Origin of the sequence: Paenibacillus nasutitermitis (assembly GCF_014641075.1) — a bacterium.
GTDB classification, from domain to species: Bacteria; Bacillota; Bacilli; order Paenibacillales; family Paenibacillaceae; genus Paenibacillus_Z; species Paenibacillus_Z nasutitermitis.
The window spans coordinates 300,811-315,591 of sequence record NZ_BMHP01000004.1 but is presented as its reverse complement, the minus strand read 5'-3'; the positions used below and the strand labels follow the sequence as shown (position 1 = coordinate 315,591).

Here is a 14,781-nt window from a genome sequence, read left to right as displayed (position 1 = left end):
GGGTGTTTCATGAATGAGTCAAATAAGAGGAACGAGTCCGTCAGCCCGTTTATTTGTGGGAGAGAAGTGGCTTGTGTTAACCGGACTGCTGGGTTTTGGACTTGCGGGGATATGCGCGGTCTGGGTCTTGATTTACGGAGGCCATACGTCTCCCGAGGGGGATGTCTCCAAAGCGATTTCCTTTGATGCGGCATTGGGGATTTTTTTATTGTCCACGGCAGCGGTCATCCCTTTATCCGGGATGGGGGCGGCTGGCAGAGCGGTCTTCCGATGGTGCTACATCGCACTTGCGCTGTTCTCTTACTTTGCGGAAACGGTGCAAAACTTCCGCGGCGTCAATCCGAGATTCGTCAAGGGCGGTTCGCAATTCGATGTAACGGTAGGCTCCGTTTTTGCTTTCGTCGCGCTGCTGCTCGTCCTGTTCTATCTCTTCCTGGCCATTCAATATTTCCGCCGCAAAACCCGCAGGCTCCATCCGGAACTGGTGCTTGGCATCCGCTATGCGATGCTGGCTGTCCTACTCTCGTTTGCCGCCGGCATCTGGATTTCTGTCAATCAGGGCCGGTTTACCGGCATGGCCGGCAATATTATCTGGCTTCACGGTCTTGGCTTCCATGCTCTTCAGGCATTGCCGTTCACAGCCTGGCTAACCGGGCGCTCATCGTTAACGGAGATCCAGCGCAGAAGAATGATCCATACCGCTGGAATCGGATATTTTCTCGGATTGGCCGCTCTCGGCTGGCAAACGTATATCGGATCTTCTATTCTGGAACTATCCGTCCTGCCTCTTCTTGCCTTTGGCTGTTTCCTGATTGCCTTGCTGCCAGTAGCCGTGCTGCTGCTCAAAGCCGGATCGCCTGCTAGGAACGAAAGATCTCATGTTCAATAAGAATCAGCGAGCGGTGTTCTTTATCTGAGTGTGAGGCTTATTCCCGTCCTTAAAATAAAAAGAAATGCCGCTCTGCCAGAATCGGCAAATCGGCATTTCTTCCAAACCTATCCCCGTATGCAGTCGACCGCCGGAAGCTGCACCCCGTGAGCACTTAGAGATTCCGCGCAGCTTCCAGCACCTGCTGCACATGGCCCTTCACCCGCACATTGCGCCATTCCCGGGACAGCTTTCCCTTCTCATCAATGAGAAAGGTGGAGCGGACCAATCCCATATATTCCCGGCCGTACAGCTTCTTCAGCTGCCAGACGCCATATAGCTCGCAGACTTCATGCCCGGTATCGGCAAGCAGCTCAAAAGGCAGCTCGTATTTAGCGGCAAACTTCTCATGCTGCTCCGCCGTATCCAGGCTGATCCCCAGCACGACTGTCCCGCTCCTGCCGAATTCGGCATAATGATCTCGATAATCGCAGGCTTCCTGCGTGCAGGCGGGCGTCATATCCTTGGGATAAAAGAACAGCACCACCTTGTGGCCGATATAATCGCTCAGCTTCACCTGGCGACCCTGAGCCGCCATTAAAGTGAAATCCGGAGCTAGTTTGCCTGGGCGCAAAGGCGTTTTTTTTGCCGGCATACTCTTTCTCTCCTTTCCAGGAAGAAACGGCTAATGCCGTCCTTTGCGGCGAGGCAAGTTTCTTCCCTTAGAAATATAAGCATGGTATAGGTGCCAAAGCTGGCATTTGGGCTAGGAGCCCGCCCCGCGGTAACGTTTGACACCGACGTTCCAAACTGTCAGTCCAATCCCCAGGAAAATCACGCCCATAACCGGCGTCAGCAGCGACAGCGCGGACAACCCGTCCTCCTTGCGGTCGAGGAAATAGGAAGCCGGGATCACGCCGACAAAGGCGAAGGGCAGCAGCCAGGTCAGAAGAAACCGGATGGTTTTATTATAGATGCTGACAGGGTAACGTCCATAGTTCTGAAGATTGTACATAAGCGGCAAGATCCCGGTCGGCGCATCCGAGAAGAACGCTATCGCCGTGAGCGAGATATAGATTCCGGCATAGATGAGCACGGCCCCCAGCGTAAACACCACCAGCATCAGCACATCCAGCAGCTCGAACGGAAGACCCAGCTGCGACCAGCTAATCGCCATAATAATAGCGCCGACCAAAGATCCGAACACGGAAGGCGGATCCATATTTTCCAGCAGCACCTGGTACAAATTATAGGCTGGCCGCGTCAGAATGCGGTCCATCTCGCCTTTAACAATATAACGTTCGCTAAATCCCCATAAATTAAAGAAAATCCCGAAAATGCCCGAAGGCACCATAAAGAATCCGTACACAAACACCACTTCAGCCTCAGACCAGCCGCCCAGGGATGCGGTATGCTGGAACACGACCAGTATGAAAATCAGGTTCACGGCCTGAAACAACAAATCCGACAGCACCTCGACCCAGAAGTCCATCCGGTAGGTGAGCCTGGTCTTGGCATAGTTCTTCATATATTCCGCGCATAAGGACCAATAGAATCGCATTTGCTTCACCCTCCCTGGACGAACAGCCGGTAACGCGCCTGCCGCCATACCCATGCGATCGGAAGGATCAGCACGAGAAACCAGATTAATTGGACACCCAGTACCCGGATAATTTCAGTCCCTGCCACTCTGCCGGTAAATACCGAGCTTGGAAGATAGGTAATCGCCTGGAAAGGCAGCCATTTCATCGTGACCGCAAGCCAGCCGGGGAAGAAGGAGATCGGTACGATAACGCCCGAGAACAAATCCACCAGGACGCGTTTCATCCGCAGCATTCCCTGGTTATTTTCCACAAAAAAAGCAAACAGTCCAGTCAGCATATTGATCTGGGTATTAATCAGAAAGCTCAGCACCAGCATAACAAAGTAGATCGCCCACACGCCAGGATCCTTGGGCAGCTGAACCGGGAACAGGAAGCAGGCGATCATAAGCCCCGGAACCATAAACAGCAGCAGCCGGAAGATCCCTTCGCCGAAGCCCTGCATCAGCTTGACGATCAAATAATTATAAGGACGGATAAACTGGATTGCTACGCTGCCGTCCCGGATTTCGTTTGCGATTTCATTATCCAGATTGTTGAAATAAAAGGCTCTGGCCATCCACGATACCGCTACATAAGTCGTCATCTGCCCCAGCGTAAATCCGCCCAGCACCTCTTGATCGCCAAAAATCGCTTCCCAGAGAAAGTAATACGCTCCGATATTAATGGCATAAATAACGATACCGCTGTAATAGTTAACCCGGTAAGCAAGCATCATCAGAAAACGGATCCGAATCAGATCCAGATAGGCGCTAGTCATGATTGCACCGGCTCCTTCTCGCCGGCTTTTGCATCTGCCGCAGCTTGCCCGTCTTTGCCTTCGATGCTTTCCTGCGACTTATCGGCTGGCGTATAGGAGCTCAGCTTGTCCGCCGCCTCTTGCGAAGCCGAACCGGATTTATAAATTTCGCGGACGATCTCATCCGTGTTGGTTTCCATGATTTTAATATCGCGGATATCGGCAGCCCCGCCGACCACACGGGAGAGCGCATCGGACACATTGATTTCATGGGGAAGAAACATCGTTGCCGTCAAATCGCTCGCGACCGACCAGCTTACCCCCTGCAAATCCTCCGTCAGCTTCTTAAGCGTATGGACATCCGGCTGCTCGCCAAACTGGAACTGGATTTCCCGTCCTTTGCTCCAGCGCGACTTCAGCTCATCCAGTCCGCCGTCATAGATAATTCTTCCATCATCGAGCATGATCACCCGGGTACAAAGCGCTTCAATATCCTGCAGGTCATGGGTGGTGAGGAGAATTGTCGTGCCCTGCTCACGGTTGATTTTCTTCAGAAAATCCCTGATTTCGGTCTTCACGACAATATCAAGGCCAATGGTTGGCTCGTCCAGAAAAAGGATGGAAGGATTATGAAGCAGCGAAGCCACCAGCTCGCAGCGCATCCGCTGGCCAAGGCTGAGCTTGCGCACGGGACGGTTCAGCAGCTCACCCAATTGCAGACGCTCCACCAGCTCATTCAGCCGCTGTTTGAATTCCGCCTCCGGAACCCGGTATACTTTGCGCAGCAGCTGGAAGGATTCAATCACTCCGATGTCCCACCACAGCTGGCTTCTCTGGCCGAATACGACTCCGATGCCATTGACAAATTTCTCCCGCTCCTTAAAGGGAACGAAGCCATTGACCTGAATATGCCCGGATGTGGGCACAAGAATACCGGTCAGCATCTTGATCGTTGTGGATTTGCCGGCGCCATTCTCTCCGATATACCCGCAAATTTCACCCTGCGGAATAGAGAATGAGATATCTTTGACCGCTGTAATTTCGTTATATTCACGCTTGAACAGATCCTTCAGCGCTCCTCCAAGCCCTTCACGGTTTTTCTGCACACTGAACTGCTTGCGCAAATCTTTGACATCAATCGCTAGCATTGCAGCAGCTTCCCCTTTTCTCTTCGACATTTCCTGGGAAATGTTCGGCATTATTTTCGATTTCTCTATCTATTTATACGCTCACCAGCCTATCCGTTCAAGCAGGAAAATCAATGATTCTTCTTCCTGCCCGTTTTTTTTGGCGGGAAATGATGCAGCTTTCCACCTATTCTGAAAAAACCTTAATCCTTTTCACCCAAATATTTCCTATATCTAAGCGGGATGATGAGGTAAAATGTAGGGCAGGAAAAGAAGGAATTGTCCGCCGTTGCAAGCTTTCACGCCTGTTTCCAGCACGAAATTAACGGATAAAGAGCTGAGAATCCGATTTAGAAGATAAAACTTGCGTCTATACGATAAAACATTTTATAATTTTATGATGAAGAGCAGCTACAACCGATTTCCCGTTACCAGGGAAGAACTGCCAGGATACGTTCTTTTCGGCGATGCGCGCAATCTTCTTCGATCAGATGCGGCCGGTTGCAGACCAATCTAAGCAATTCTAATAAATAAGGAGGAACTAACAAGGATGCCGCGGCTGAAGGAAAAAAAGAAAAGACCATGGTTAAAACCACTCATTATCGTCTTGTCCGTCCTATTTGTTGTCGTGGGAGGCGTGGGCGCCTACGCTGCTTATCAGGGATATGGTATATATAATTCATTGGATACGCTTCAAAAACCGAAGGAAGAATCCCGGTTTGGCCAGTTTGAGGAGAAGGAAGCCGAGAAACCGGCGGAGTGGGAAGGAACGGAGCGCGTCAACATTCTGCTGATGGGCGGCGACAACCGCGGCCTGGAGAAGAATGAGGCGGCACGGTCAGATTCCATGCTTGTCGCTTCGATTGACCCTGTTACGAAGAAAGCCCATTTATTTTCTGTCCTGCGTGATACCTACGTGCCGATCGAGGGACACGGCGAGGGCCGGGTGAATACGGCGCTTGCGCTGGGAGGGCCGAATCTGGCCATGAAGACGATTGGCGAGATGCTCGGCCTTGATATACAATATTATGTTTATACGGACTTTGAAGGCTTCAAATCGTTGATCGATGCGATCGGCGGCATTGATTTTGATGTCGAGAAGAATATGAACTATGTTGATAATGCCGATGGCAACCGCTACGATATCCATCTCAAAAAAGGCTTCCAGCATCTGGACGGCGAACATGCGCTTATGTATGTCCGTTTCCGCCACGATGCCATGAGCGATTTTACACGCACGGAGCGCCAGCGCAATTTCCTTGATACGGTAGCTGACAAGCTGAAGAACGGCTGGAATTTGCTGCGGATGAAAGAGATTCTGGACAGCGTGAACCCCTATATCGAAACGAATCTGGAAGTATCCGATATGATGAAGCTGGCCCAGCTCGGCGTCAAGACCCATTTGGCCGGCCAGGCCCAGGTACCTCCGATGGATAATATCGGAGACCGGAAGGTTTCAGGCGCTTCCGTTCTTTCGATCCGCAATGAAGAGGAGCTCCTGAGCTATGTGCAGCAAGTTTTGACCGAGGATAATAAAGCTGCGGATCCGGCAGGCGAGCCCGACTCCGGCAGCCCTGCAGCAAACAATAGCGATTCAGAGGCAACAGCGAAAGCAAATAAGTAACACGGCTTATACACAAAAGGGTGAATTCGCGAGCGGATCGCCCTTTTGTTGTGTGATCCTATTAGAAACGCAGGAGGTATGAACCCATGACATTGAATCATAGCCGTTCCGAGGCGCTTTATAGCGATGCACTGGAACATATTGTAGGCGGGGTGAACAGCCCGTCGCGCTCATTCAAGGCGGTTGGCGGCGGCGCGCCCGTATTTATGGAACGGGCCGAAGGGGCTTATTTCTGGGATGTCGACGGCAACCGCTACATCGATTATCTATGCGCATACGGACCCATCATTACGGGCCATGCCCATCCCCATATTACGGAAGCGATCATTCGCGCTGCGCGCAGCGGCACCTTATACGGCACACCGACCGAGCTGGAAATCCAGCTCGCGCGTATGCTGAAGGCTGCCATTCCTTCGATGGACAAGGTGCGTTTTGTCAATTCCGGCACGGAAGCGGTCATGACGACCATCCGGGTGGCGCGCGCGTATACAAAACGCAATAAAATCATCAAGTTCGCCGGCTGCTATCACGGCCATTCCGATCTGGTGCTTGTGGCCGCCGGATCCGGCCCTTCCACGCTCGGTATTCCCGACAGCGCAGGAATTCCTCCCAGCATCGCCAGCGAGGTTATTACGGTTCCTTTTAATGATCTGGACGGACTGCAGCAGGCATTGGCGCGCTGGGGCGATGATGTCGCTGCGGTAATGGTGGAGCCGATTGTCGGCAATTTCGGCATGGTGATGCCGGTTCCGGGTTTTCTGGATGGCTTGTGCCGGATGACGCGGGAAGCAGGCGCACTGGTTATTTATGATGAGGTGATCAGCGGCTTCCGCTTCCATTACGGCAGCGCGCAGACTTACGACGCATTCCCCGATCCGCAGGCGATTGAGCCCGATCTTACGGCGCTCGGCAAAATCATCGGCGGCGGCCTGCCCATTGGCGCTTATGGGGGCCGCAAGGAAGTGATGGCCCAGGTGGCGCCGCTTGGGCCGGCCTATCAGGCGGGGACAATGGCGGGCAACCCGGCATCCATCTCGGCCGGAATTGCGTGTCTGGAGGTTCTTCAGACAGCGGGTATCTATGAGCAGATGGACAAGCTTGCCGTAAAGCTCGGTGCTGGCCTCAAGCGGCTGGCCGATGAGCATGGCATCCCGCTTACCATCAACCGGATCCGCGGGTCGCTTTCCACCCACTTCTGCCCGAGTCCGGTGACGAACTATGAAGAGTCCCAGCTTGCCGACGGCGAACAGTTCGCCCGGTTCTTCCGGCTGATGCTGGAGCAGGGGATCTGCCTGGCCCCCTCCAAGTATGAAGCCTGGTTTCTGACCACGGCCCATACTGAAGCGGATATCGACCAGACCCTTGCCGCAGCGCGGATTGCCTTCCAGGCTATGAGCCGGGATTCGTAGCAGGTTCACTCTTCTAATGTGCATGACCTGCCTGCCAAGGCAAAGCGGCAATCTCCGTCTGCGGTGAGGCAATATATAGGTGAAAAAAGCCTTCCGGCAGCGGAAGGCTTTTTTACGGGGACAATTCAAATGTTGTTATCCGAAAATGGCGGAAATCGTAATGATGATAACAGGAAGCAGCAGAATGCCGCCCAGCACAACCCAACTGACCGGATGCGCCATATTCATGGTCCATCCTACTCCCAGACGTTTATCAACCATTATGGACGGATCGTCGGGATTATAATAGATAATGCCCCCGCCCTTCCAATGATGATCTTCGCTCACAGCAGCCGACGATTGCTGATCGAGACCTTTTTTTCTAAGGACCACCATAAACCCGATGCAGGAGCCAATCAGTACAATTGGCAGAAAGACCGTTATTTTATTAAGCATATCCTCCGACCAGCCATAAAACATAGATGCCTGGATATAACTGAAAAGAACAATTATAAACAAACAAAGAAAGTAGAGAAACTGGGAGTTCGAGCGTCTGAACTTCTGCTGCTTCATCATGGATTCGTCCGGCTTGGCAGGATCCAGCTGCTGTTTGGCGGTACGAATCGTGAAACTTGTAAAGAGAAATAAACCAATCATCAGCAGTTGGATCATATTCAGCATAAACACGGATCCGAAACCTTTTTCAGAGAATCCATCCGCTTCAAAACGGGCATTATAATGAGTGGTTATGATATCGGGAATACTGTCCCAGCGGATAACCGCAGCAACTACGGAGATGACGACGATCAACAGCGGGATCAGATACCAGCGGTTGCTGATCGTCAAGGGCTGCTTGCGGAAGTTCAGGTTGGCCACGCGCTTCGATTGCGGCAGCTGAGCCTCCCAGCCTTTCTCCTGCTTGAAGCGCAGTGCCTTGCGGTATCCTGCTGCATGAGCCAGAACAAAACCGATGATTTGCACAAGCGTTGCGGCAAGCAGGACGGTTTCCGACATCTCTCCCCGCCACCAGCCGACGATCCCGCCGACTGCAGCCGCACACAGCATAACGATAGCCGCCATGGCCAAATAACTGCCGCGCGCTTCTCGAACCGCTTGGTCTTCGCGGTATTGTTCGGGAACATAGACACCAAACAGCAATGAACGGGAGCTTGCAAGCGGTATGAAAATAAACACAGCACCCATGGTTAAAAACATCACAATCGAAAAGATCCAGATCCCCCACATTTGATCCATATGCCTTATTCCCCTTTTTGTTGTAAGTTATTGCTTCGGTAAACCTCTTGAGCAAGCTTCAGGAATTCCGATTCGGTCATTCCCCGGACGATGGCTTCGGCGGACAAGGCCCGAAATTGCTGCCGCAGCTTTGCAGTAAACTCGGCGGTTACGCCGGGCATCGTATCGGGCTGCACGACAACGCCCTGCTTGCGGTGAACCTGGAGAAAACCGTCCTGCTTCAAGGTTTGATACGCTTTATTCACGGTATGCAAATTGATTCCAAGGTCTGACGCCAAACTTCGCACAGACGGTAGCGGTTCACCCGGCTTCAACTGCCCCCTAGCGATGCCTTCAATGAGCTGCTCCGCAATTTGCGTGTAGATTGGCGTTTCCGATTGCAAATCCAACTCAATGAACATCATGGTTAGCCTGCCTCTCTATAAAAACGAAAAAGAACATTCACTCCAACATCTGTTATACAACAACTATAACAGATGACATTCAATCACGCAAGAAGCCCGATAAAAAAACAAAAAAGTGTATTCCCCGAACATCGTCAATCTGTCGGGGAACACACTTTTATGCGCTTACTAAATGATCATTACGCGGCTGTCTTACACTTTGGCCAGCTCGTCTACAAGCTGCTCATGAATCGCTCCATTTGTCGCGATCACATTGCGCACACCCAGGTTGTAAGGATCGCCTTTATAATCGGTCACGCGTCCGCCCGATTCCGAGACAAGCAGGGACCCTGCTGCCAAATCCCAGGAATTCAGGCCAATTTCCCAGAAGCCGGTAAGCCGCCCGCACGCCACATATGCCATATGCAGCGCAGCCGACCCACCGGAGCGGATATTGCGCACCTGAGGGGCCAACGCCTGCAGCCCCTTCATATTGAGCGGCAGCGCAACCTTCTGATCGGCCGGGAAGCCCGTTGCCAGGAGACTTTCGCTGAGCGTGCTTTCCGTTGATGTCCGCATCGGCTTGCCATGGACATAAGCGCCTTTGCCTTTTTCGGCCACAAACAACTCGTCCCGCATGGGATCATACACAACCCCGACGATCACTTCCCCCCTGTACGAAAGCGCAATGGAGACGGAAAAGAACGGGAATCCGTGCACGAAATTTGTGGTTCCGTCGATGGGATCAACCACCCATAAATATTCGGCATCGCGAAAACTGTTGAGCGCTTTGGCTGAAGCCTCCGGACCTGGCTCCACGCCTTCCTCGCCGAGAAACGAATGGTGGGGAAAATGAGTCAGCACCAGATTGCGTATCATCATTTCCGAGCCTTTATCCACCTCGGTCACAAGGTCGGTGGGAGAGTATTTTAACGACAAGCTCGTATAATTTCCAATTTTGGTTTTGATCCATTCGCCCGCTTTGGACGCGCAATTAATGGCCACGGCGGTAAAGCTTTTGCCCCCGATTACAGGCCTGTTATACTCATCGCTCACGGTCTATCACACTACTTTCCTATGAGTTCCTCTATTTGTATACTCTATAAGTATACGTTACCATAACTTCAAAGTTTCGCCTAAGTTCTCTGCGTGCAGGGCTACAGCTTTGCCGCTCCCTCGACCATTAATTCAACCGACAACAGTAGGAGTGTGATCCGCAGCAGCCACATCAGCCCTCTGCCGCTCATGCGGCTGGCAACATGCGCTCCAAGCTTCCCACCGATCCACGCTCCGGGTACTAGCGCGAGCACGATCCATAGATCCACTTCCCCCAACCACAGATGAACGCCGCTGCCCAGGAGGGAGGACAGAAAGATGACAAACATCGAGGTCGCCGCGGCCAGATGAGGCGGAAACCGGAACAGCAGCACCATAACCGGGACAAACAAGGAACCTCCGCCAATCCCGAACAGACCCGAAATCAGTCCCACAAAAAAACCGATGATCAAAGCGGGCGCAACCGCATACCCGTAGGTGTGCTCCATCCCTTCCTGATCGATGTAGCTGCGCTCCACCGGCCATTTGCGCGAGACCGGCTTCAGGAAATCCCTGGCTACCAGGAGTGCAGCCATTAACAGCATAAACAAGCCGAATACAAGCTGAAAGCTGCCATCCTTCAAATAACCGGTCAATGCCGAGCCGATCATCGCCGCGGGTCCGCTCGTCATAAACAGCAGCCACCCGCTTCGGAAATCGACTCTGCCCTTCTTCGCGTACGCCAGTGTTGAAGCAAGCGCTGTCACAATCAGGGCGCACAAGGATGTGCCGACTGCCGTCGTATGGTCGATCTGCGCCCCGGTGAGCTGCGGGCCAAGGAGTACAAGGGCAGGAACGATAATGATCCCTCCGCCCAGTCCGACAATACTGCCGAACATCGCGGCGATCAGTCCCAGAAGCAGGAGCAGCCCAATCTCAAGCATGCCCGATCCACCCCATTTTCCCCTATCATTCGAATCAATTTCATCATTGCATTTTCAGCTTAATCTTTCACAATAGGTTGATTGTATACATCCAACTAAACGACACGCCGTGAAGCTTAAGCGATTTTCCCTAATTATGAAATGGATTCAATTATGTATATATTATACCCTAATTTTTTCACGTCAAGACTTCGGCTGTTTGCTGCCCGTCAGTTTCGATCATGGAGGGGGGCATAACGAATAGCCGGGTACGTAAGAGGATCGATACTGCAATGATCCTCAATCGTATCCCGGCCGGCTTTGTTCACTGCGTGTGTCTCTTTACTTACAAGTTCAGGTATTGGATGGCTACTCCTTCAAGGAGCCGACCATGGCCCCTTTGATGAAGTATTTCTGAAGAAACGGATACACCATCAGAATCGGAGCTGTGGCGAACAAGGTAATCCCGGCCTTCAGCATTTCCGGTGTCAGCAAGCTGACCAGCTCTGTCGTCGTTGCCATCTGGTTGGCCTGTTCTTCCATAATCAGATTGCGCAGCAGCACCTGCAGCGGCAGAAGATCTTTATCGCGAATAAACATTAAGGCGCTAAAGTAAGAATTCCACTGTCCAACGGCATGGAACAACGCAATTGTTGCGAATACCGGACCGGACAACGGAACGGCTACCCGCCATAGAATACCGAGCTCGGAGCAGCCGTCAATCTTGGCTGCCTCGAACATTTCGCTGGCAATGCCCTGAAAGAAGGTTTTCATAATGATGACATTAAAAGCGTTCAAAGCGCTGGGAATCATAAGCGCCCATAACGTATCCATCATCCCCAGCGAGCGAATCAGCAGATAGTTCGGAATTAACGGCGCCGAGAAAATAAAGGTCAGCACAATTCCCCGCTGCACCCATCTGCGGCCTTTCATCTTCGGCCGCGACACGGCATAAGCCAAGGTTGCGGTAAAAACCAGGGCGAATAACGTACCCAGAACCGTTATCGTAATGCTTACACCCATCGCATTCCACATATTTCCCATGCCGAAGATGGTTTTATACACTTCCACATTGAAGCCTTTGGGCCAGAAGCTCACCAGCTTTGCATTCGCATAAACAGGCGAACTGAGCGAGACAGCGAGCAGATGCACGATCGGGGCAATCATGCTCAAGCACAAAATGATGAAGAATATCCCATTGACTGCAGGGAACAACTCTATTTTCTTTCTGCCGGGCATAAGACCGCTCCTTCCTGGGGTTGGAATATGGAATTTAGTAAATGCTCTCCCCCGTCGTTTTGCGGCTCAAGGCATTCAGTCCGACAACCAGAATCAGACCGACAAGCGATTTGAATATCCCGATTGCCGTAGTCAGACTGAATTGCGAGCTGAGCAGCCCTACCCGGTAAACGTAGGTATCGATGACTTCCCCAACGTCGCCAACCAGCGGATTCAACATAATAAGCACCTGCTCCACATTGGAATCGAGCACATGACCGACGCGCAGCAGCAGCAGGACTACGATTGCCGGCATGAGGGAAGGCAGCGTAATGGACCACATCTGACGGAGACGGCCGGCACCATCAACCTTGGCCGCTTCATATAAGCTTGGGTTAATGCCGGATAAGGCCGCCAAATAAATGATCATGCCCCACCCCATCTCCTTCCAGATTCCCATTCCGACAATGATGCTCCGGAAGTATTCCGTCTGCGTCACATAGTCGGTATTGGGAAGTCCTGTCCATCCAAAAAGCATGTGAAGGAATCCGTCCTGCGTCAGCAAATTGATGAAAATGCTCCCCACAATAACCCATGACAGGAAATGTGGCAAATACAGCAAAGTCTGCACCCAGCGTTTGAACCATGTTTTGGCAATCTCATTCAACAGCAACGCAAGAATGAGCGGTGCAGGGAAACCAAACAGGAGCGAATATAAGCCGAGGAGCAGCGTGTTTACAATAATTCGATAGAATTCCGCGTAGGTGAACATGTTCTCGAAATGCTTCCATCCTACCCAGGGGCTGTCCTTGATTCCGGAGAAAATGTTGTAGTCCTGAAAAGCGATCACATTGCCAAACATCGGAACATAGCGGAAGAGGACAAAATGGATAATACCGGGCAGAGCAATCAACCAGAGCAGCAGCAGGTCGTTTGATTTGATTTTGTTCAGCATGATTGAACTCCCCCCGTGCCTTTATTCTTGGTGAAAGTCATTATACCAGGCTGTCGCTTCCTGAATCATTTCGGTGCCGCCGCGCCGTTTCCACTCGGCTACAAAGTTATCGAAAGCGGGATCAATTTCTTCTTTGCCGGTGATGACTTTGGCGAACATATCCAGAAACAAAGTACCTGCATTTGTCCCCGGAACCAGCTCGGGCTTGGTTTTCATACTTTCCAGGATCGGCATATGCAGCGCGTCGTTTTTGACGACATTTTTAGCAGCTGTCTGGATGCCTCCTCTCAAAATTTCGGAGTATGGTGCCACATCCAGCACTCTGTCCATCATTCGGCCGTCTCCGCGCGGGTTAATCGACAGCTGATAGAATACGGCTGCATCATTATCTTTGTTCTCAGGAGCACTGGCATCCCACTTGGCTTTATTGTCGGCTATGGTGTAATTGTAGTCCTTGATGCCCATTGCGAAGAAATCGTCGGCTTCATCCGACCAGGCCCAATTCAGGAACTTGATGGCTTCCACGGCATGATTGTTCCGGGCCGGCATGACCCAAACAAAGTAAATTTGATCGCCTTGCGCCACGAGACCCTTTCCTTTAGGTCCTTGCGGAGATTCAATCATCGATATTTTGACATTCTTCTCATTGGCAAAAAGGTCCGGGTTCCAGTTTGAGCTGAAGTTCGCAACATCATGGAGCCAGGTTCCTCCTTTCCCCTGCTTGATCCCGGCTTCCCAATCGGCCGATTTATTCGTGAACAGATTGGGGTTGATGTAACCTTTATCGTATAAGTTCTTCCAGAACTTCAAAGCGTCCTTGATTTCCGGCTGAATCATTCCCGGCTCCAAATTTCCGTCTTTCAGATACCATATATTTGGATCCGCGCCAAATTCGTTGAAGAACAGGGCGGAGTAGGTCAGGTTCTCCCGGACATAAAGACCATACTCATCGTCCTTATCTCCGTTGCCATTCATATCTTCTTTCTTCACCGCTTCAAAATAGTTCAGATAATCGTCCAGCGTCTTGGGCTGCTGCATGCCAAGCTTGTCCAGCCAGTCTTGGCGGATGTACACCACCCGCGAAGAGGGAAGTGCGGAAAGCGCAGGAATGCCGAATATTTTACCGTCTTTGCTGACCTTTGGGCTTTTCCATGCTTCGGCCGGAATTTTCTTCTTCAGGTTAGGCCCGTATTTCTCAATTAGCGGGGTCAAATCTTCAAATACACCTTGATCGACTGCTCCCGGGTGCATGGTTGATATAATGCTGTCGGTCCGAATCATATCAGCCAAATCCGCTGAAGCGAATCGAACGGTCATTTGCTGGGTGAAGTCATTGGAATGTCCAAGGAACTCGACATCAAGTTTGGTCCCCGATAATCGGGACAACTCTTTCAAATATGGATCATTTTCTTTTGCCTGCATCGCATATTTGCCATTGGAATGGGATAACAGAATGCTCAAGCTTTCTGCGCCCTGCGCCTCGCTTCCAGCCGCGGTATTCTCTTCATTGCTCTTGCCGCAGCCCGCCAGTACACTTGTTGCTGCAATAATAACAGCAAATACACCAGCCATTGTTCTCTTGGACTTATTCATCGAAGCACGCTCCTCTAATCCGGTTGAAAGGGTATCCCCTTCCCTGCCATAACTTTACGTTTTCTCGTTTTTG

General features: G+C 51.6%; 14 protein-coding genes. 3 read left to right on the top strand and 11 right to left on the bottom strand.

Annotated features, from left to right (window positions below; all coding sequences use genetic code 11):
• Positions 1–13 precede the first annotated feature (13 nt).
• Positions 14–889 carry a hypothetical protein gene (locus IEY46_RS26085; protein ID WP_188996722.1) on the top strand — a complete coding sequence of 292 codons (876 nt, stop codon included), beginning with the start codon at positions 14–16 and terminating at the stop codon, positions 887–889.
• A gap of 154 nt (positions 890–1,043) precedes the next feature.
• Here IEY46_RS26085 and bcp read toward each other — a convergent pair whose 3' ends face one another.
• The 4 genes from bcp to IEY46_RS26065 form a co-directional block, all read right to left on the bottom strand.
• Positions 1,044–1,523 (bottom strand): thioredoxin-dependent thiol peroxidase, encoded by a 480-nt coding sequence (bcp, locus tag IEY46_RS26080; protein WP_188996720.1) that lies wholly within the window; start codon positions 1,521–1,523, stop codon positions 1,044–1,046.
• A 111-nt stretch (positions 1,524–1,634) separates the two neighbouring features.
• Complete coding sequence (locus IEY46_RS26075; RefSeq protein WP_188996718.1) at positions 1,635–2,429, bottom strand: ABC transporter permease; 795 nt, start codon at positions 2,427–2,429, stop codon at positions 1,635–1,637.
• 5 nt (positions 2,430–2,434) lie between these two features.
• A complete protein-coding gene (locus tag IEY46_RS26070) occupies positions 2,435–3,229 on the bottom strand; it encodes an ABC transporter permease (protein WP_188996716.1) in 795 nt (264 codons plus the stop codon).
• Positions 3,226–4,356, bottom strand: a complete 1,131-nt coding sequence (locus IEY46_RS26065) for an ABC transporter ATP-binding protein (protein WP_188996714.1) — start codon at positions 4,354–4,356, stop codon at positions 3,226–3,228. The genes IEY46_RS26070 and IEY46_RS26065 overlap by 4 nt, the downstream gene beginning before the upstream one ends.
• Before the next feature lie 529 nt (positions 4,357–4,885).
• On the opposite strand from IEY46_RS26065, the gene IEY46_RS26055 reads away from it, so the two are divergent.
• Together IEY46_RS26055 and IEY46_RS26050 are read left to right on the top strand one after the other, a co-directional pair.
• Positions 4,886–5,959: an LCP family protein gene (locus tag IEY46_RS26055; RefSeq protein ID WP_188996710.1), complete on the top strand. Its 1,074-nt coding sequence runs from the start codon at positions 4,886–4,888 to the stop codon at positions 5,957–5,959.
• Positions 5,960–6,045: 86 nt separating this feature from the next.
• Positions 6,046–7,368, top strand: a complete 1,323-nt coding sequence (locus IEY46_RS26050; RefSeq protein ID WP_188996708.1) for a glutamate-1-semialdehyde 2,1-aminomutase — start codon at positions 6,046–6,048, stop codon at positions 7,366–7,368.
• 135 nt (positions 7,369–7,503) lie between these two features.
• Here the strand turns inward: IEY46_RS26050 and IEY46_RS26045 are convergent, their stop codons facing one another.
• The 7 genes from IEY46_RS26045 to IEY46_RS26015 all read right to left on the bottom strand — a co-directional run bounded on the left by IEY46_RS26045 (position 7,504) and on the right by IEY46_RS26015 (position 14,708).
• Positions 7,504–8,601: a DUF1648 domain-containing protein gene (locus IEY46_RS26045; protein ID WP_188996706.1), complete on the bottom strand. Its 1,098-nt coding sequence runs from the start codon at positions 8,599–8,601 to the stop codon at positions 7,504–7,506.
• Between the two features lie 5 nt (positions 8,602–8,606).
• Positions 8,607–9,005, bottom strand: coding sequence for a GntR family transcriptional regulator (locus IEY46_RS26040; protein ID WP_308422844.1), 399 nt, complete (start codon positions 9,003–9,005; stop codon positions 8,607–8,609).
• Positions 9,006–9,197: 192 nt separating this feature from the next.
• Positions 9,198–10,040 carry an inositol monophosphatase family protein gene (locus IEY46_RS26035; RefSeq protein WP_188996704.1) on the bottom strand — a complete coding sequence of 281 codons (843 nt, stop codon included), beginning with the start codon at positions 10,038–10,040 and terminating at the stop codon, positions 9,198–9,200.
• Between the two features lie 101 nt (positions 10,041–10,141).
• On the bottom strand, positions 10,142–10,963 hold the full coding sequence (locus tag IEY46_RS26030; RefSeq protein WP_188996702.1) for a sulfite exporter TauE/SafE family protein: 822 nt from the start codon (positions 10,961–10,963) through the stop codon (positions 10,142–10,144).
• 348 nt (positions 10,964–11,311) lie between these two features.
• Entirely contained in the window at positions 11,312–12,181 is an 870-nt protein-coding gene (locus IEY46_RS26025) for a carbohydrate ABC transporter permease (RefSeq protein WP_188996700.1), read from the bottom strand.
• A gap of 34 nt (positions 12,182–12,215) precedes the next feature.
• On the bottom strand, positions 12,216–13,115 hold the full coding sequence (locus IEY46_RS26020) for an ABC transporter permease (RefSeq protein WP_188996698.1): 900 nt from the start codon (positions 13,113–13,115) through the stop codon (positions 12,216–12,218).
• Between the two features lie 21 nt (positions 13,116–13,136).
• Complete coding sequence (locus tag IEY46_RS26015) at positions 13,137–14,708, bottom strand: type 2 periplasmic-binding domain-containing protein (protein ID WP_188996696.1); 1,572 nt, start codon at positions 14,706–14,708, stop codon at positions 13,137–13,139.
• Positions 14,709–14,781 lie beyond the last annotated feature (73 nt).